This is a genomic window from Priestia sp. TSO9 (assembly GCF_021029645.1).
GTDB classification, from domain to species: domain Bacteria; phylum Bacillota; class Bacilli; order Bacillales; family Bacillaceae_H; genus Priestia; species Priestia megaterium_E.
The window spans coordinates 1-16792 of the sequence record NZ_JAJEKD010000013.1; the positions used below are offsets into that span (position 1 = coordinate 1).

Annotated in this window: 19 protein-coding genes; 13 read left to right on the forward strand and 6 right to left on the reverse strand. The window is 36.7% G+C overall.

Features of this window, described 5'->3' with window-relative positions:
- On the forward strand, positions 1 to 727 hold a 727-nt coding region (locus LJC66_RS08285; RefSeq protein WP_230932287.1), incomplete at its 5' end, for an amino acid permease.
- 70 nt (positions 728 to 797) lie between these two features.
- Entirely contained in the window at positions 798 to 938 is a 141-nt protein-coding gene (locus tag LJC66_RS08290; protein ID WP_013082476.1) for a hypothetical protein, read from the forward strand.
- A gap of 46 nt (positions 939 to 984) precedes the next feature.
- Here the strand turns inward: LJC66_RS08290 and LJC66_RS08295 are convergent, their stop codons facing one another.
- Together LJC66_RS08295 and LJC66_RS08300 are read right to left on the reverse strand one after the other, a co-directional pair.
- A complete protein-coding gene (locus LJC66_RS08295; protein WP_013056278.1) occupies positions 985 to 1137 on the reverse strand; it encodes a YpzG family protein in 153 nt (50 codons plus the stop codon).
- A 227-nt stretch (positions 1138 to 1364) separates the two neighbouring features.
- A complete protein-coding gene (locus LJC66_RS08300) occupies positions 1365 to 3038 on the reverse strand; it encodes a ribonuclease J (protein WP_195694883.1) in 1674 nt (557 codons plus the stop codon).
- A gap of 218 nt (positions 3039 to 3256) precedes the next feature.
- On the opposite strand from LJC66_RS08300, the gene LJC66_RS08305 reads away from it, so the two are divergent.
- The 3 genes from LJC66_RS08305 (at position 3257) to LJC66_RS08315 (ending at position 4260) form a co-directional block, all read left to right on the forward strand.
- Entirely contained in the window at positions 3257 to 3397 is a 141-nt protein-coding gene (locus LJC66_RS08305) for a hypothetical protein (RefSeq protein ID WP_195694882.1), read from the forward strand.
- 68 nt (positions 3398 to 3465) lie between these two features.
- The gene (locus tag LJC66_RS08310) at positions 3466 to 3612 is read left to right on the forward strand and encodes a hypothetical protein (protein WP_014460813.1); all 147 of its coding nucleotides are present in this window, start codon (positions 3466 to 3468) and stop codon (positions 3610 to 3612) included.
- 231 nt (positions 3613 to 3843) lie between these two features.
- The gene (locus LJC66_RS08315; protein WP_195694881.1) at positions 3844 to 4260 is read left to right on the forward strand and encodes a hypothetical protein; all 417 of its coding nucleotides are present in this window, start codon (positions 3844 to 3846) and stop codon (positions 4258 to 4260) included.
- 81 nt (positions 4261 to 4341) lie between these two features.
- Here LJC66_RS08315 and LJC66_RS08320 read toward each other — a convergent pair whose 3' ends face one another.
- Positions 4342 to 4551 (reverse strand): KGG domain-containing protein, encoded by a 210-nt coding sequence (locus tag LJC66_RS08320; RefSeq protein ID WP_014460809.1) that lies wholly within the window; start codon positions 4549 to 4551, stop codon positions 4342 to 4344.
- 221 nt (positions 4552 to 4772) lie between these two features.
- Here LJC66_RS08320 and LJC66_RS08325 point away from each other — a divergent pair, with 221 nt between their 5' ends.
- Positions 4773 to 4997 (forward strand): transcriptional regulator, encoded by a 225-nt coding sequence (locus LJC66_RS08325; RefSeq protein WP_195694880.1) that lies wholly within the window; start codon positions 4773 to 4775, stop codon positions 4995 to 4997.
- 96 nt (positions 4998 to 5093) lie between these two features.
- Here LJC66_RS08325 and LJC66_RS08330 read toward each other — a convergent pair whose 3' ends face one another.
- Positions 5094 to 5825, reverse strand: a complete 732-nt coding sequence (locus LJC66_RS08330) for a ZIP family metal transporter (RefSeq protein ID WP_230932288.1) — start codon at positions 5823 to 5825, stop codon at positions 5094 to 5096.
- Between the two features lie 460 nt (positions 5826 to 6285).
- Here LJC66_RS08330 and LJC66_RS08335 point away from each other — a divergent pair, with 460 nt between their 5' ends.
- From LJC66_RS08335 to LJC66_RS08345, 3 genes are all read left to right on the forward strand, one after another.
- Positions 6286 to 7671, forward strand: a complete 1386-nt coding sequence (locus LJC66_RS08335) for an amino acid permease (RefSeq protein ID WP_195694878.1) — start codon at positions 6286 to 6288, stop codon at positions 7669 to 7671.
- 156 nt (positions 7672 to 7827) lie between these two features.
- A complete protein-coding gene (locus LJC66_RS08340) occupies positions 7828 to 8049 on the forward strand; it encodes a hypothetical protein (protein WP_230932289.1) in 222 nt (73 codons plus the stop codon).
- A gap of 155 nt (positions 8050 to 8204) precedes the next feature.
- Complete coding sequence (locus LJC66_RS08345) at positions 8205 to 8405, forward strand: hypothetical protein (protein ID WP_028408123.1); 201 nt, start codon at positions 8205 to 8207, stop codon at positions 8403 to 8405.
- 89 nt (positions 8406 to 8494) lie between these two features.
- On the opposite strand, the gene LJC66_RS08350 is transcribed toward LJC66_RS08345, so the two are convergent.
- Both LJC66_RS08350 and LJC66_RS08355 read right to left on the reverse strand, forming a co-directional pair.
- Complete coding sequence (locus LJC66_RS08350) at positions 8495 to 8704, reverse strand: alpha/beta-type small acid-soluble spore protein (RefSeq protein ID WP_013058452.1); 210 nt, start codon at positions 8702 to 8704, stop codon at positions 8495 to 8497.
- 90 nt (positions 8705 to 8794) lie between these two features.
- A complete protein-coding gene (locus LJC66_RS08355) occupies positions 8795 to 9778 on the reverse strand; it encodes a LacI family DNA-binding transcriptional regulator (RefSeq protein WP_028408124.1) in 984 nt (327 codons plus the stop codon).
- A gap of 328 nt (positions 9779 to 10106) precedes the next feature.
- On the opposite strand from LJC66_RS08355, the gene LJC66_RS08360 reads away from it, so the two are divergent.
- From LJC66_RS08360 to LJC66_RS08375, 4 genes are all read left to right on the forward strand, one after another.
- Positions 10107 to 11348 (forward strand): MFS transporter, encoded by a 1242-nt coding sequence (locus LJC66_RS08360; RefSeq protein WP_153252931.1) that lies wholly within the window; start codon positions 10107 to 10109, stop codon positions 11346 to 11348.
- Between the two features lie 12 nt (positions 11349 to 11360).
- Positions 11361 to 12827, forward strand: a complete 1467-nt coding sequence (locus tag LJC66_RS08365) for a glycoside hydrolase family 32 protein (RefSeq protein ID WP_195694877.1) — start codon at positions 11361 to 11363, stop codon at positions 12825 to 12827.
- A 272-nt stretch (positions 12828 to 13099) separates the two neighbouring features.
- A complete protein-coding gene (locus LJC66_RS08370; RefSeq protein WP_195694876.1) occupies positions 13100 to 14560 on the forward strand; it encodes a protein adenylyltransferase SelO in 1461 nt (486 codons plus the stop codon).
- A 590-nt stretch (positions 14561 to 15150) separates the two neighbouring features.
- Entirely contained in the window at positions 15151 to 16602 is a 1452-nt protein-coding gene (locus LJC66_RS08375; RefSeq protein ID WP_195694875.1) for a glycoside hydrolase family 68 protein, read from the forward strand.
- The last annotated feature ends 190 nt before the right edge of the window (positions 16603 to 16792 follow it).

Here is a 16792-nt window from a genome sequence, read left to right on the forward strand (position 1 = left end):
GCTTTATGCCTTTTATGCTTTCGGCGGCATCGAAGTCATGGGAATCATGACGGTTCGTTTAGAAAAACAAGAAGACGCACCGAAAGCGGGAAGAAGTATGCTTATTCTCCTCGGAATTATTTATATTGTTTCACTGAGTTTAGCTATTTTAATTGTGCCATTTCATGATTTTTATGGAAATCAAAGTCCATTCATAACGGCTTTAGAAACATATCACCTTCCATTTTTCCCTCATGTTTTTAATGGAGCAATGATTATTGCGGGTTTCTCAACAATGTCAGCGTCTTTTTTTTCCGTAACAACAATGATTGTCACTCTTTCAGAAGATGGAGATGCTCCTGCATTGTTTTCAAAGCAAGAAAAGAAAAAGGTGCAGTTTCCTTTACCGGCCTTGCTTTTGACAACATCGGGATTAGTTATTTCTATTGTTTTGTCCTTGCTATTGCCCGGGAAAATTTATGAGTACATCACAACAGCAGCGGGGCTGATGCTGATTTATAACTGGTTCTTTATTTTAATTTCTTTTCATCGTTTAATGGAACAAACCGTGTGGGATAAAGTAAAACAAGCTATTGGTATCTTGTTAATCTTACTAGCAGTAAGCGGCACGCTGTTAGAATCAGCAAGCAGACCAGGTTTCTTTGCAAGCTTAGGCTTTCTAATTGTCATAAGCCTTGTTATTTTAAAACTGCGCCATAAGTGGAAAGAAGAAGAAGCCGCTAGCTAACATATATTTAATCTTTATGAGGTACACTATGCACGTTGTACAATTACAAAAATAAAAGGTGGTTATGAACATGCCAAAAAACAAGCAGACTCCTTCTTCACAAGTAGATCAAAAACAAGTAGTAGATGACAAAGCAAAAGCGCTACGAGAAAATAATTATGAAGATGGTCATATTCGCAAGATAACTCAAAGTGGAGCAGACGGCCAATAACAAAAAAAGACGCGTTCGCGTCTTTTTTTGTTGAAGTGTATCATCCTTACCAACGATGAGCTTTTGCATTACTTCGCAAGATGATGTTCGTTTGAGACATCTCTGTATGTCCATTTACTTGGGACTTTGAACGCTTCGGTCTCGTCCAGTTGTGGCGGAATAGTTCTGAATGCTGATCTACTTGATTTTTATCATTCATCATAATCACCTCAAGGATAGGATACTTTCACAAGATATTTGCGGTGAAATATCTCTCTTATAGAATGGGATAAAAAAGAAGAAATACACCTAACACTTTTAACCATACATATAAAGGGAGTGACTATTCATAAACTATAGAGGGCAACTTCTCACTTTGGGTTAAGCTTCGGATTTATAAAGTAAAACTGCCTTAGTGGGGACTAAGGCAGTTTTTTAGTGGAGTAATCAAACTTCAATAATGACAGGAAGGATCATAGGTCTTCTTTTGGTTTGGTTATATAAAAATTGGCCAAGCGTTGTCTTGATTTCTTTTTTCATAATGTTCCATTGGTGAACGTGCGCTTTTTGTAATTGATTTACAATTTTAGTCACTTGTCGGTTAACATCTTTTAATAACTGCTCTGAATCTCTGGTATAAACAAAGCCTCGCGAAATGGTATCTGGACCAGACACAATTTTCCCTTCCGCTTTATTTAGAGTAATAACAATAACCAGCATACCATCTTCTGAAAGCTGTTTGCGGTCACGTAAAATCGCATTGCCAACATCTCCAATGCCAAACCCATCTACATATACATTACCTGCAGGGATCTTTCTTGTTTGAACAGCTGCTCCGCCCTTGATGTCAACAACATCACCGTTATTTATAATAAAAATGTTCTCTTTTTCCACCCCGACGGATTCTGCTAATAAGCTGTGGTGATGAAGCATTCGAAACTCACCGTGAATCGGGATGAAATATTTTGGCTTCATCAATGTAGCCATTAATTTTAGCTCTTCTTGATAGCCATGTCCTGATACGTGCATGCCTGTTGCGCTTCCAGAACCGTAAATCACATGAGCCCCGAGTGTGAAAAGGCTGTCGACAATACGAGAGATATTACGTTCATTGCCAGGAATAGGCCCTGCTGATAAAATGACCGTGTCTTCAGGAAGAATCTCTACTTGGCGGTGATTTCCGCTGGCTAATCTAGATAAAGCGGCCATCGGCTCGCCTTGGCTTCCAGTGCAGAGAATAGCGACTTGTTCAGGCGCAAGTGAATGTACTTCATAAGGTTCAATCAGCATTCCTTCAGGAATGGTTAAATACCCTTTCTCTAGCGCAACTGATACAACGTTAACCATGCTTCTTCCTAGCAGCGCAAGTTTTCTGTTCGTTTTAATCGCTGCATCTACAATTTGCTGTACGCGGTTAACATTCGAGGCGAAAGTAGAAATAATCACTTTTCTTGTTGCTTTACGAAAAGCTTCTTCTACATGTTTGCCAACTAGCTTTTCTGAAGGCGTAAATCCAGGGCGTTCAGCATTTGTGCTTTCGGATATTAAAGCCAGTACACCTTCACTGCCGATTTTCGCCATTTTATGAAGATCTGGATATTGGTCGTTAACGGGAGTTAAATCAAACTTAAAATCCCCGGTATGCACAACAGCTCCTTCAGGCGTATGAAAGACAATGCCCAGACAATCTGGAATGCTGTGATTCGTTTTAAAAAAAGAAAGTGGAATATTGCCTAATGTAATTTCTGACTCTTCGTTGATTTCAATAAGCTCCGTCTCAGCAGATAATTGATGCTCTTGAAGTTTAATATCAATTAATCCAAGGGTAAGGCTTGTTGCATAAATTGGAAGATTCAACTGTTTTAAAAGATAAGGAATACCTCCAATATGATCTTCATGACCATGCGTAACAACCAGTGCTCGAACTTTTTCTCGATTCTCTTGTAAGTATGTAATATCAGGTATGATCAAATCAATTCCTAATAAACTTTCGTCAGGAAATTTAGAGCCGCAGTCAATTACAATGATGTCATCATCATATTGAACGGCATACATATTTTTTCCTATTTCATTAATGCCGCCTAAAGCAAAAATGGATAGTGTGTTTCTATTTGTACTCACACTTATTTCCTCCTATATTTTCAAAATAAATATGCAGAATTTCTACTCTTAGTATGAACATTTATTTCTGGTGCATTCTGTTAAACATGGAGATTTTATTTTTTATTCAATGTGAGGGATGCAAGCAAAAAGAAAAGAAGGTCATTTTCCTAATACTACCTCTTATTTTCTTTTTATAACTCCATAAAATATAGACGTTACACATGGAGGTGGATGGAATGAGTAAACAAAATAAAAGCACAAGCCAAGGAGTCAGCAGCAGTGCAGCAGCTGTCGATAATGTGAATAAAAGTATTTTATCAAACGATATTCATACAGATGAGCTTCAAAAAGCAAAAGTAAGCCGTCATAACAAATAAAAGAGTGACAGACAAAAGAGCAGCTTTGAGCTGCTCTGGATAAAATAGAGATAGGGAAGTGAAAAAACGTGTCAGAACACAAAAATTCTCAGTATAAAAAAGAAAATAAGTCAACGCCTAGTCGTCCTCTTGAATATAAAGAACGTACAAATGAATCACAGAGTACACGTCAAATGCTGCGCAGCATTCTCGAATATTCAAGTCGTTATCGTTAATAAAATTTTACATATAAAACTGTAAGGATAAGTGGGCAATTTAAAAGTTGAAGCACCGCTTTCATATATAAAAAAGCAAGCAGCTATGCTTGCTTTTTTTATATATAGCTGTGTACATATTGAAAAAAAACCATACATACGTTATTTTAGATAAACGTATGCATAATGGTAAATCTGTACATGTATTTTTGGAAAAAAGTTAAAGTTTGGAGAAAAGAAGTGGGGGATTTTATGAATTTACATGATCTTGTTCATGGAGTAGATCCAACAATAAAGCTAGTTATTGAAGATGAGTTTCCTGGAACGCGGTGTGTAGGCGGAAAGTATGTCCCTAGCACGCATTCTATTTTTTTATATGACAAAGATATTAAAATACAGTGTCGGCACTTGTTTGGTTCAAATGAGTGTTTAGAATCTTATCAATGGATTATTTTAGCTCATGAATTAGGTCATGCGCTAGATGAAGACCTTTTATCTTTGAGTGCAAAGTTTGATCAAACAGAAGATATATGGCTTTTGTATCAAATCGAATGTAATGCTTGGGAGATAGGAGAGAAATTGATTCCTTTTATTGATTCAGAGCTATTCTCATCCGTCAAAGATGAATCGTTAGCCCACTACCATAAGGAGATGGAAAAGATTAGTTAGAAGAAGAAAAGTTCCTGTAGCTTGTACTATTACTATAAGGAACTTTTCTTCCTCGAGTTTTTTATATACTTCAAATATTAGTTAATTATTACGCTGGCTGTTGCTGGATCTGCCGCCTTTTTTTCCAATTTCCTCGTAAAATTCTTTACCTTGATTTTTGGAAGTAGCTTCTCCGCCTTTTTCACCAATTTCTTGGTAAAACTCTTTGTCATGATTTTTAGAAGTAGCTTTTCCACCTTTTCTTCCTGCTTCCTCACGACTCATTTTGTCATTCTTTTTATTAGTTGCCATCTTGCATCCCTCCTAATAAATTTGAATTCATAGTCTGTCTTCCCGGCCAAAAAAGGATTAAACTGGTTATTTTATATTTTTTCTAAAAATTAGATTTTTCTAAAAAACTAGCAGACCGCAAAGTCCTCTATAGCAGTATTTAGTAAGTTAAAGTTAATCTTAAAAAAATTTATATGAAATATGATATGGTTAATAGAAATAAGAAAAAGGAGCTTAGAAACATGTCAAAATATGTAGAAATGGATAACGCTTCGCTGCGACAGAAAATACAAGAATACAAAGAATTAATTTGGAGAGTAGGGCCAGGAAGTGAAAGAACTATAGAAGCTGTTCAAGAGATTCAAGGAATGGAAAAAGAGTTAAAAGCACGCAATGCAGAATTTGAAGCTACGGATTGGAAAGCTTTTACTCAAGAAATAAAAGAAAACTATGATTTTACTTATTAAGAAGCCATATTCATAATAATGTGATTGGAATAAATGTCTCCAAGTAGAAGGCTTTCTGTTTTCTACTTGGAAACGATATAAGTAGTATGAAGACGATTAAGAAAAATGATCCAGTATCAGTGAAGCAAGTAATCCAAGTGCAGCAATCAATCCTGTAATAGAACCTCCTTCTTCATAGGCCTCTGGCATCATTGTAGAACCTACCATAGCAATAATACCGCCGCCGGCAAAAGCAGCAATAGCAGCCATAAGTGTCTCAGATGCATGGTCTAAAAAAACAAAGCCTGTCCATGAACTAAAAGCTGAAATGAACAAAACCGCTGCCCATAGTAAAAAAATTTTCTTTTTAGAGAATCCGCTTTTTACTAGACCGGTCGTACTGGACAATCCTTCGGGAATATTACTTATAAAAATAGCGATAACAAGAAGCCAGCTAACGGTTGCATTTTCGATTAAGCTAGCCCCAATCATAATAGACTCCGGGATTGCATCCATTACGGTTCCTATAAATATAGCAATTCCAGAACTACTCGCAGCCATTTGTTTGGTAGATCTCTTTCTTTTACTCGCTCCTTGACGTGAAATTAGATAGTCTAAAAAAGTAAAAACAATAGCACCTGCAAGGAACCCAAGAGAAGTAGCTTTTAACCCGCCGTTATGAACCGAGTCTCCAAGCAGCTCATAGGTAGATGCTCCAATTAATACACCCGTCCCAAAAGCCATAATATAACCAATTATCTTTTTGCCGATAGGCAAAAAAACTGCTGCCCAAGCACCAAGAAGGACAGCTGATCCTGAGATTCCGCCCCACATCGCAGCTTGCCACATGAAAAATCCCTCCTCATCTCTATTTTCTATTGATACTTTCCCTAAGTAGAGAAAGTGAAAACGTAAAGGGAGAAGAAAGGAATTTGTTCGATCAAGTAGCGGTTTCATTTCGTTATCCTTAAGAAATAGAGTGTTCCAGCATCCTACGCCTATATTTATTTTTAATATTCATAAAATTTAAATTATACTGAAATAAAAAATATTTCACTGAGATGATTGATTTAATAAAGGTGAAAGGTTTTGTTAAGTGTTTTTCTGAAAAAAACAATTGTATTCCTGAGGGAAATTTATTATTATAAAATAAGTAATTATACAGTCGAATAGCTAAAAATAGAAAAAATAGTTTAGTTGTAAAGGTACTAGATAAAAATGGAAGGTTTTAAAAGCGATAGCTGTTCCATCAGACACAAAAAGTATCTTTCCTAACAGAGCTATCACAAGTTTAGGAGGAGGAAATGGAATGGCAGACAAAGAGCTAAAAAGAGGCTTAGAATCCCGTCACATTCAAATGATCGCGCTAGGCGGAACAATTGGCGTTGGATTATTTATGGGATCAGCAAGCACCATCCAATGGACAGGTCCATCGGTATTGCTTGCTTACGCAATCTGCGGAATGTTTATTTTCTTTATTATGCGTGCCATGGGCGAGATGCTGTACATGGAACCAAGCACAGGTTCATTCGCTACATTTGGCCACAAATATATTCATCCATTAGCAGGTTATATGGCTGCGTGGAGCAACTGGTTTCAATTTGTAATCGTAGGGATGTCTGAAATTATAGCGGTAGGAGCATATATGCATTACTGGTTCCCACATCTACCTGCATGGGTACCAGGTATTATCGCCATGTTGATTTTAGGCACAGCAAACTTAGTTTCAGTAAAATCATTTGGAGAGTTTGAATTTTGGTTTGCGATGATTAAGATTGTAACGATTATTTTGATGATTATTGCAGGGCTCGGGTTGATTTTCTTCGGATTTGGAAACGGGGGAGACGCCATTGGATTATCAAACCTTTGGGCACATGGCGGCTTCTTTGCAGGCGGATGGTCAGGTTTTTTCTTTGCACTATCTCTTGTTATTGCAGCTTATCAAGGAGTCGAGCTAATTGGTATTACAGCTGGTGAAGCAAAGGAACCTAAAAAAACGTTAAGAAACGCAATCCAAAGCATCATCTGGCGCATTTTAATTTTTTATATTGGAGCTATTTTCGTTATCGTGACGGTATATCCGTGGAATGAATTAGATTCTTTAGGAAGTCCATTTGTATCTACATTTGCTAAAGTTGGTGTTACGGCAGCTGCAGGTATCATTAACTTTGTTGTTATTACAGCAGCGATGTCAGGCTGTAACAGTGGAATTTTTAGCGCAGGACGCATGCTTTATACACTTGGCGTAAACGGTCAAGCACCTAAATTCTTCACAAAAATTTCTCGTAACGGCGTTCCAATTTATAGCACACTCGCTGTTATGATTGGATTGGTAATTGGTGTTGTTTTAAACTACATCGCTCCACCTAATGTATTTGTTTATGTATACAGTGCGAGCGTGCTTCCGGGAATGATTCCTTGGTTCATCATTCTTATCAGTCAAATTCGTTTCCGTAAAGCTAAAGGTGCTGAAATGGATAGTCATCCTTTCAAAATGCCTTTTGCACCTGTAACGAATTATGTAACTATTGCCTTTCTACTAATGGTGCTTGTAGGCATGTGGTTTAATGATGAAACGCGTATTTCACTTATCGTAGGAATTATTTTCCTTGCTCTTGTTGTCGTTAGTTTCTACGCATTCGGAATAAATAAGCGTATGATACCTGATACAGAGAACGGTCAAATAAAGAAATAACTATGCATTTTCATAAGTAAAAAGCAAAACAAAAAAACGGCTGAGAGAAGCCGTTTTTTTGTTTTGTTTAAATGAAAGATACAAGAAAAATGTCATTGTACGCTGATAGTTTGGATAAACTATATTCGTTCATATAACGTAAAGGGAGTGATTGTTATGAGAAGCCACAGATATATTATTAAAGATTCACTAAAAGCTGATGAAGTTGCCCGAGATTTGGAACTGCAACTGGATATAAACCGAATGTTGGATGTCAGAATCCTTTCGGTAAATGCACAAAACGAAATACTCGTTCAAATGGAGGAGGAGAACGAAGAAGCAGGAGATGTTATTGATGTATTTATGAAAGAGTATAAAACCGCAGAAATTATTGAATAGCATGCAGTTGAGAAGAATATTGAGGGGTTTCGTTGAATAAATAAAAAGAAAACACCTTTACTTTTTATTAAAAAAGAACACACGAAGAAAACTTCTTGTTTATCAAGAAGTTTCTTTTGTATCTGAACATTCGTTTATATAGGTAGGGAGAGGTGATGAAGGTGAAAAGAAATAGTGAGGGTCACGTCTTTTTTATTATTCTCGGAGGGCTGTTTATTTTAATAGGCACACTCTTTGCAAATACTTCCGTTTATTTTCTCATCTCCGGATGGATAGCAGCTGTCTGTTGTTTAGGAATCAGCGCTGTACTAAAGAAAGGAAAAACAAAATCAGTCAGTAAAGAGGAGGAAGAATAATAATTTTTATATAAAGGTGGAAAGTAAATATATGAAAAGGAAGAATGGATATCCATTCTTCCTTAAGTCATGGTGTGTATGAAATTGTCTTAGAAACGTCCGCCGCCAAGTTGTTGCTCAGCTAATTGTACAAGACGTTTTGTGATTTCGCCGCCTACTGATCCGTTTGCACGTGCAGTAGTGTCAGCTCCTAAATTTACTCCGAACTCGCTAGCGATTTCATATTTCATTTGATCGATTGCTTGTTCAGCTCCGTATACTAATAATTCATTATTATTGCTGCTTTTGTTGTTTGCCATTGTATTCAACTCCTTTCTGTAACGTTAAGGTGTGAATAAAAGAAGAAGAATATACAACAAACTGATATTTATTTTATAAAAAACGTATTTTTACGTTGTTTGTCCTTCTAGAAGCTTAACGGGAAGGCAGATTTCACGAGGTATATTGCTGAATTCTCCTTCAATTTCTTTTAGTAAAATATCAATGGCTGTTTGAGCAATCGATTCGATGGGTTGTTGAACTGTAGTTAGACCAGGTAACAAAGTCTGACTGGTCTCCGTTCCGTCATAGCCCACGATTTTTAAATCTCTTGGGATATTTTTTCCTCTTTTTTGTGCTTCCGCAACTACTAAAGCTGCAAGTAAGTCATCACTTGCAAAAATACCATCTACTTCCGGATGTTCTTCAAAAACCTTAGAAATAGTTTCTCGCTGAATGTTGCGGTCAAAGGTATTTGAAATTTCATACGTGATAGGCTGTTTTCCGTCCTTTTTCATCACGTTTTCATAAGCTTTCCTTCTTAAGTTAGCTGGAGTTTCAAGTTTAAGGGGGCCGTTAATATGAACAATATGCTTACAACCTTTTGAAATGAGCAATTCCGTGGCTTGTTTTCCTCCAGCATAGTTATCAGAAGATACGGTAGGAATATCTGTTGATAAATAATGATCCACTGCTACCACAGGAAGACTTTGACTTTCTGAATCAAAAATACCTCTGTTATAAGTAACGGCAATAACACCATCTACCTGATTTCTGATGAGCATCTCTACATATTTTTTTTCTTTATCAATTCGATTAAGACTGTTACAAAGAAGTACTTTGTAGTTAAGGGAAGCACATATACTTTCAATGTGAAAGGCTAACTCTCCGAAAAAAGGGTTGCTCGTTTGAGGGACAATCATACCGATTAAATTTGTTCGCTTATTAAATAATGAACGTGCAATATCATTTGGGAAATAATTAATTTCTTTCATTGCTTTATAAACATTTTCTCGTGTTTCCTTGCTTATGTAACCACGGTTATTTAATACACGAGAAACGGTAGTCGGTGAAACACCTGCAATTTTTGCTACATCACTAATCTTGGCTTTCATCTAGTTTCCTCCTAATTTCTCCAAAACATTGCTTTTTATAGTATATATCAGACATGTAAAAGGCTTAAAATAAATTGCAATCAAGCAAATAGTTTTCTAGTTGTTCGTTTTGTTTTGAGCGATAAAAATCTATATAAGGATTGTAAACGGTTTATTAAACAATTTAAACATACCACAAAGCCCACTTTTCCGCCTAATACAATCTTTTTTTAATATAAAATGTGAAACCGGTTGACATATGAAACCGGTTGACATAAAATCAAATTTGAAAGTGCTTTCATTTTGTTAGATAAAAGATTTTATATCTTAAGCTAAAGGGGTAACTAAAATGAAAAGTTCAAAAAGTTTATATTGGAAGCTGAGTGCATATTTTTTCTTCTTCTTTTTTACGTGGTCGTCGAGCTACTCTTTATTTTCTATCTGGTTAGGGCAAGAGATTAAGTTGAACGGATCAGCAACAGGCTTAATCTTTTCTGTAAACGCTATCTTTGCTTTGTGTATGCAGCCTTTGTACGGATATATATCTGACAGGATAGGTTTAAAGAAACACATTTTATTTTTTATTAGCTGTCTTTTAGTGTTTGTAGGACCATTTTATATTTTTGTTTATGGACCTTTACTTCAATACAATGTGTTGATAGGAGCTATTATTGGAGGACTATATTTAGGAGTGGCGTTTTTGGCGGGCATCGGAGCGATTGAAACCTACATAGAGAAAGTCAGCCGAAAATATAAATTTGAGTACGGAAAATCTAGAATGTGGGGGTCATTAGGCTGGGCTGCAGCTACATTCTTTGCAGGACAATTATTTAATATTAATCCTCACATTAATTTTTGGGTGGCATCTGTTTCAGCGGTTATCCTAGTGGCTATTATTTTTTCTGTAAAAGTAGAAATGAGCAGCTACGAAATGGAAAAAGCTGAATCCGTCACGCTGAGAGATGTAGGCAGTTTATTCTTATTGAAGGAATTTTGGTTTTTTATGATTTATGTTGTTGGTGTTACATGCGTATATGGGGTATACGATCAGCAATTTCCTATCTATTATGCATCTTTGTTTCCTACTGAATCGATAGGTAACCAAGTATTTGGCTACTTAAATTCGTTTCAAGTATTTTTAGAAGCTGGAATGATGTTCGCAGCACCGTTTATTGTAAATAAGATCGGTGCAAAAAATAGTTTAATTTTAGCAGGGTTTCTAATGGGATTTCGTATTATTGGGTCAGGGCTTGTTGTTGGTCCAATCGGAATATCGTCGATGAAACTTATTCATGCATTAGAACTTCCTATTATGCTCATTGCCATCTTTAAATATTTGGCAGCTAACTTTGACACGCGCCTATCTTCTATCCTTTATTTGGTTGGATTCCAATTCGCTTCACAAATAGGTGCTTCAGTTCTTTCACCTATAGCAGGAGGATTATATGATAGCGTAGGTTTTTCCCGTACCTATTTAATTATGGGAGGCATGGTTTTGGTATTTAACGTTATTTCGATGTTTACATTACTAAACTCTAAAAAACATAGATTTATAAGAAAAGATGTACAAGAAAACACGCAGATTATATAGGGGGATATGATGATGTTAACGGTAAATAAAATCGAGCAAGCTCAACATTCATTAAATGAAGCAGAGAAAAAGGTGAATTATCAATATCGGTTAGGGTATCATATTATGGCGCCAGCGAACTGGATTAATGATCCGAATGGGCTGGTTCAGTATAAAGGAGAATATCATGTTTTTTATCAACATCATCCTTATGACGAGAATTGGGGGCCGATGCATTGGGGACATGTCAAAAGCAAAGATCTTGTCCATTGGCAGCACTTGCCGATTGCTTTAGCTCCTGGAGATACATTTGATAAAGACGGATGTTTTTCTGGAAGTGCCGTGGATAACGAAGGAGAGCTTACGTTAATTTATACAGGACATAATTATATAGACAAAGAGCTGGATACTTTTTTTCAAAACCAAAATATAGCTGTTAGTAAAGACGGCATTACTTTTGAAAAAGCAGAGGTCAATCCAGTTATTGCTGAGCCGCCAGCAGATAGCTCTCATCATTTTCGAGATCCCAAAGTATGGAAGCACGAAGATTTCTGGTACATGATTCTAGGAAACTCAACAAAGAAAAAAGAGGGACGTGTTATCTTATACCGATCTTCAAATTTACGAACATGGGAATATGTTGGTGTCCTTGCTAAAAGCGATGGAGATCTAGGATACATGTGGGAGTGTCCAGACTTCTTTGAGTTAGACGGAAAGCATGTGTTAATGATTTCTCCTCAAGGGATAGAAGCAAAAGGTGATTCCTATCACAACCTTTTCCAAACGGGATATTTGGTTGGAGAATATAATTATGAAACCAATACATTTCATCATGGGTCATTTACTGAATTAGATTACGGCCACGATTTTTATGCTGTTCAAACACTTTTAGATGATAAAGGGCGGCGAATTGCAATTGGCTGGATGGACATGTGGGAAGCTAATATGCCAACGAAAGAGGATGGATGGTGCGGTGCGCTAACGCTTCCGAGAGAACTAACTTTAAGAGGGGATAAAGTGTTAATGAACCCCGTCCAAGAGCTTACATCACTTCGGAAAACTCAGTATAATATGCTAACCAATAAAGCTGTTTCTAACAGCTATGTAGTAGAAGTAAATGAAGACTTGCTAGAGATACAAGCTGTATTTGATTTAGCGGACTGCCAAGCTTCATCGGTAGGAATAAAAATTCGTGGAATAAACAACGAAGAAACGTTTATGTGTTACAACCTTAATGAGCAAAAGCTATTGCTTGACTGTACTCACTCGGGAAAAGAAGATGGAGTGAGGAAAGTAGCGTTACAAGCAGGTGAGACACTAGCTTTACGAATATTTGTGGACCGTTCTTCCATTGAAGTATTTGCAAACGAAGGACAAGCGACCATGACGAGCCGTATTTATCCAAAAGAAAGCAGGCTAGGAATTGAGTTATTTACTGAAGGAGGAAACGTAATCGTAAAAGAGTTAACGTATTGGAATTTAAAAGATATTTGGGGGTAAAATACAGAGGAAGAAGTATATTAATACTTCTTCTTTTTTGAGCATTTAATAGCTCGTCAACAAAGTGGAGGTATTTAAATGGATAAGGCACTTTAGATTAAAAGTACGAGCAAATACGATATAATAGTAAAAGAGATAATGAATGAAAGAGAAACTGTCCTACTCTAAGATGCCCAGAAGAAAGTAGGATAGAGCAAGGCTACTGCGCTTATAAAACAACGATCAGTAAAGAAAGAATTATGTTTTAAGACACAAAAAGAAAAGGAGATACGATGACTAATCAAAAAGAAACAGGATGGAATTTACGTAATAGCTATGCGGAGTTACCAAACATCTTTTTTACGCCTCTCGATCCTAATCCAGTGAGTTCACCTAAAATAGTTAAATTTAACGACTCTTTAGCCGCATCTCTAGGGTTACAAAAAGAACAGCTGCAAAGCCAAGAAGGAGTTAGCATTTTGGCTGGAAACAGTGTCCCAAAAGGTGCCTTCCCACTTGCACAAGCTTATGGGGGGCATCAATTTGGCCACTTTAACATGCTAGGAGACGGACGGGCTATGCTGATAGGGGAGCAAGTTACGCCTTCGGGTGAGAAAGTAGACCTTCAGCTTAAAGGCTCAGGCCGAACTCCGTATTCCCGAGGAGGAGACGGCCGGGCAGCTCTAGGACCTATGCTGCGTGAGTATATTATTAGTGAAGCCATGCATGCTCTTGGTGTTCCAACTACTCGGAGCCTAGCAGTCGTAACAACAGGCGAATCCATTGTTCGTGAAAAAGAACTGCCGGGCGCGATTTTGACGCGTGTAGCTTCCAGTCACCTTCGTTTTGGCACATTTCAGTTCGCTGCAAAATGGGGAACGGTCGAAAACCTTCAAGCGTTAGCTGACTATGCATTAGAACGTCACTTTCCCCACATAGAAAAGAATGAAAAAAAATATTTATCATTGCTTCAAGAAGTGATTAAGCGTCACGCTATCCTAGTTGCTAAATGGCAGCTTATTGGTTTTATTCACGGCGTTATGAATACGGATAATATGACAATTAGTGGAGAAACAATTGATTATGGACCATGTGCATTTATGGATACCTATGATCCAGAAACTGTATTTAGTTCAATTGATGTACAAGGGCGCTACGCTTATCAAAATCAACCAGGCATTACAGGGTGGAATCTTGCGAGGTTTGCTGAGGCTTTATTACCGCTATTGGATCAAGATATAGAAAAAGCAGTTAAAATAGCGCAAAGCGCCGTGACGGAATTTCCAAAATTCTATCGGGAAAACTGGCTGGCAGGTATGCAGGCTAAACTTGGGCTTTTTAACGAAGAAAAAGAAGATGAAGCATTATTCCAAGACCTTCTTACAATAATGAAAACCTATAAAGCTGACTATACAAATACGTTTCGTGCATTAACTTTCGAGAAGCTAGAAAATAGTGACCTGTTTGAAAGCGAAGAATTTGCACAGTGGCAGGAGTTATGGCAGAAAAGACTAGGTAGGCAAAAACAATCTAAAGCAGAGTCGGAAGAGCTTATGAAAAATAACAATCCTGCTGTCATTCCTCGAAATCACCGGGTAGAAGCAGCACTAGACGCAGCACAAAAAGGAGAATACAGCGTTATGGAAGATCTTCTAAAAGTGCTTTCTAGCCCATATGAATCGCCTGATCAGTCGGAGTACTGTACACCGTCTGCTCCGTCTAATCAGCCTTATCAAACGTACTGCGGAACTTGATTTGTTTAGATAAGAACAGCTATTTAAAGACAGCATAAAGGAAATCAAAAAGAGCTCTTTATAAAGAGCTCTTTTTGATTTCCTGAAAAATATATCATTGATCCGTTAAAATGATAGCGATTTCTTGCAAAAATCTACATAAAATTTAACAGGATAAAAGAATCAAAATAAAAAGTGATTATCTGATTCTTTGGTCTCTCATTATTGCCAATAGGAACTATTATATAATAAATTATTCCACTATTTCACAAAAAATACATTAACGATATTTTTTTGAAAATGGTCTACTTTAATAGCTGTAGAAGAGTTTATAAAAAAATAGCAGGTTAAATATGACGATGGATTTGCCTATTTAATCAAAAAATTGAAGGTTTAAGACTTTATAACCAAATGAAAAATATAAGAGGAGAAAAATGAGATAATCACTCCATATTACCTATTTGACTTTTCAATATTATACAAGTAATCTTGGAAAGGTAATGGAACCGGTTCTGTTATTTCGCCAGATTGATATGACTTCTCGATACATAGAAAATGAATTGCTTGTGAGTGACACAAGAAAAGGTATTATACAAAAGGGAGAAAAACAGATGAATATTAAGAAAATCGCAAAGCAAACTACAGCTTTATCTTTTGCTACAGCTCTGTTAGTAGGTGCTGGATCTCAAACATGGGCTGCTGAAAGCAATCATAAAGATACCAACAATAATTATGGAGTTTCCCATATTACGCGTGATAACATGCTGAAAATTCCTCAGCAGCAAAAAAGCGAACAGTTTAAAGTTCCAGCTTTTGATAAATCAACAATCAAAAATATTGCCTCTGCAAAAGGGTACGATAAATCGGGCAATTTAATTGATTTAGACGTATGGGACAGCTGGCCTCTGCAAAATGCTGACGGAACAGTAGCCAACTATAATGGTTACCAAGTTGTATTTGCACTAGCAGGTGATCCGAAAGATGCTGATGATACATCTATTTATGTGTTTTATCAAAAAATCGGTGAAGATTCGATTGACAGTTGGAAAAATGCAGGAAGAGTGTTCAAAGACAGTGACAAATTCGTACCGAATGATCCTCATTTGAAAAAGCAAACACAAGAATGGTCAGGATCTGCTACTTTAACATCAGACGGAAAAATACGCTTATTCTATACTAACTTTTCAGGTACAAACTATGGAAAACAAACCTTAACAACGGCTCAAGTAAATGTATCCCAGCCGAGTGGAGATACGTTAAAAATTGAAGGTGTTGAAGATCATAAATCCATTTTTGATGGTGATGGTAAAAAATATCAAAATATTCAGCAGTTTATTGACGAAGGCGCATATGGTTCAGGAGATAATCATACGTTGAGAGATCCTCACTATGTAGAGGATAAAGGGCATAAATACCTTGTATTTGAAGCAAACACAGGAACTGAAGATGGTTATCAAGGTGAAGATTCCCTTTACAATCGAGCTTACTACGGTGGAAATAATCCATTTTTCCAATCAGAAAAAGAGAAATTACTGCAGAGCTCTAATAAAAAGAAAGCCTCTTTAGCAAACGGTGCATTAGGTATTGTTGAACTAAATAACGATTATACCTTAAAAAAAGTAATGGATCCACTGATTACTTCAAACACGGTGACAGATGAAATTGAACGCGCAAATGTATTTAAAAAAGATGGGAAATGGTACTTATTTACAGATTCTCGCGGATCTAAAATGACTATTGATGGTATCGGCCAAGATGACGTATATATGCTAGGATACGTATCAAATACGCTGACAGGAAAATACAAGCCGCTAAATGATACAGGACTTGTTTTACATATGGACCTCGATCCTAATGACAAAACGTTTACGTATTCACATTTTGCAGTTCCACAAGTGAAAGGAGACAATGTCGTAATTACAAGTTACATGACAAACAGAGGCTTCTATTCAGAGGAACATTCTACTTTTGCTCCTAGCTTCTTATTAAATATTAAAGGATCAAAAACAGCTGTTGTGAAAAACAGTATTTTACCACAAGGACAATTAAGTACGGACAAATAATTTTTAAAAACGAAAGAATATGGCGGTAACTGCTGCTGTTTTCTTTCGTTTTATTATTTAATCAAAAATGTGCTGTAACCGCAGTGCTGATTAAATAAAAAAGCAGTGTACACATTGATAGTTATTTAAAGAAAATGAAACATTCAGACAGACTATAACTTTAAGAATGAAACCGGTTGACATGCAGGTT

Bases quoted from the DNA above. Each gene is read 5' to 3' on its own strand.
- LJC66_RS08290 (WP_013082476.1), top strand. From the start codon at position 798: ATGCCAAAAAACAAGCAGACTCCTTCTTCACAAGTAGATCAAAAACAA.
- LJC66_RS08295 (WP_013056278.1), bottom strand. From the start codon at position 1,137: ATGAATGATAAAAATCAAGTAGATCAGCATTCAGAACTATTCCGCCAC.
- LJC66_RS08305 (WP_195694882.1), top strand. From the start codon at position 3,257: ATGAGTAAACAAAATAAAAGCACAAGCCAAGGAGTCAGCAGCAGTGCA.
- LJC66_RS08315 (WP_195694881.1), top strand. From the start codon at position 3,844: ATGAATTTACATGATCTTGTTCATGGAGTAGATCCAACAATAAAGCTA.
- LJC66_RS08320 (WP_014460809.1), bottom strand. From the start codon at position 4,551: ATGGCAACTAATAAAAAGAATGACAAAATGAGTCGTGAGGAAGCAGGA.
- LJC66_RS08325 (WP_195694880.1), top strand. From the start codon at position 4,773: ATGTCAAAATATGTAGAAATGGATAACGCTTCGCTGCGACAGAAAATA.
- LJC66_RS08330 (WP_230932288.1), bottom strand. From the start codon at position 5,825: ATGTGGCAAGCTGCGATGTGGGGCGGAATCTCAGGATCAGCTGTCCTT.
- LJC66_RS08335 (WP_195694878.1), top strand. From the start codon at position 6,286: ATGGCAGACAAAGAGCTAAAAAGAGGCTTAGAATCCCGTCACATTCAA.
- LJC66_RS08340 (WP_230932289.1), top strand. From the start codon at position 7,828: ATGAGAAGCCACAGATATATTATTAAAGATTCACTAAAAGCTGATGAA.
- LJC66_RS08345 (WP_028408123.1), top strand. From the start codon at position 8,205: ATGAAGGTGAAAAGAAATAGTGAGGGTCACGTCTTTTTTATTATTCTC.
- LJC66_RS08350 (WP_013058452.1), bottom strand. From the start codon at position 8,704: ATGGCAAACAACAAAAGCAGCAATAATAATGAATTATTAGTATACGGA.
- LJC66_RS08355 (WP_028408124.1), bottom strand. From the start codon at position 9,778: ATGAAAGCCAAGATTAGTGATGTAGCAAAAATTGCAGGTGTTTCACCG.
- LJC66_RS08360 (WP_153252931.1), top strand. From the start codon at position 10,107: ATGAAAAGTTCAAAAAGTTTATATTGGAAGCTGAGTGCATATTTTTTC.
- LJC66_RS08365 (WP_195694877.1), top strand. From the start codon at position 11,361: ATGTTAACGGTAAATAAAATCGAGCAAGCTCAACATTCATTAAATGAA.
- LJC66_RS08370 (WP_195694876.1), top strand. From the start codon at position 13,100: ATGACTAATCAAAAAGAAACAGGATGGAATTTACGTAATAGCTATGCG.
- LJC66_RS08375 (WP_195694875.1), top strand. From the start codon at position 15,151: ATGAATATTAAGAAAATCGCAAAGCAAACTACAGCTTTATCTTTTGCT.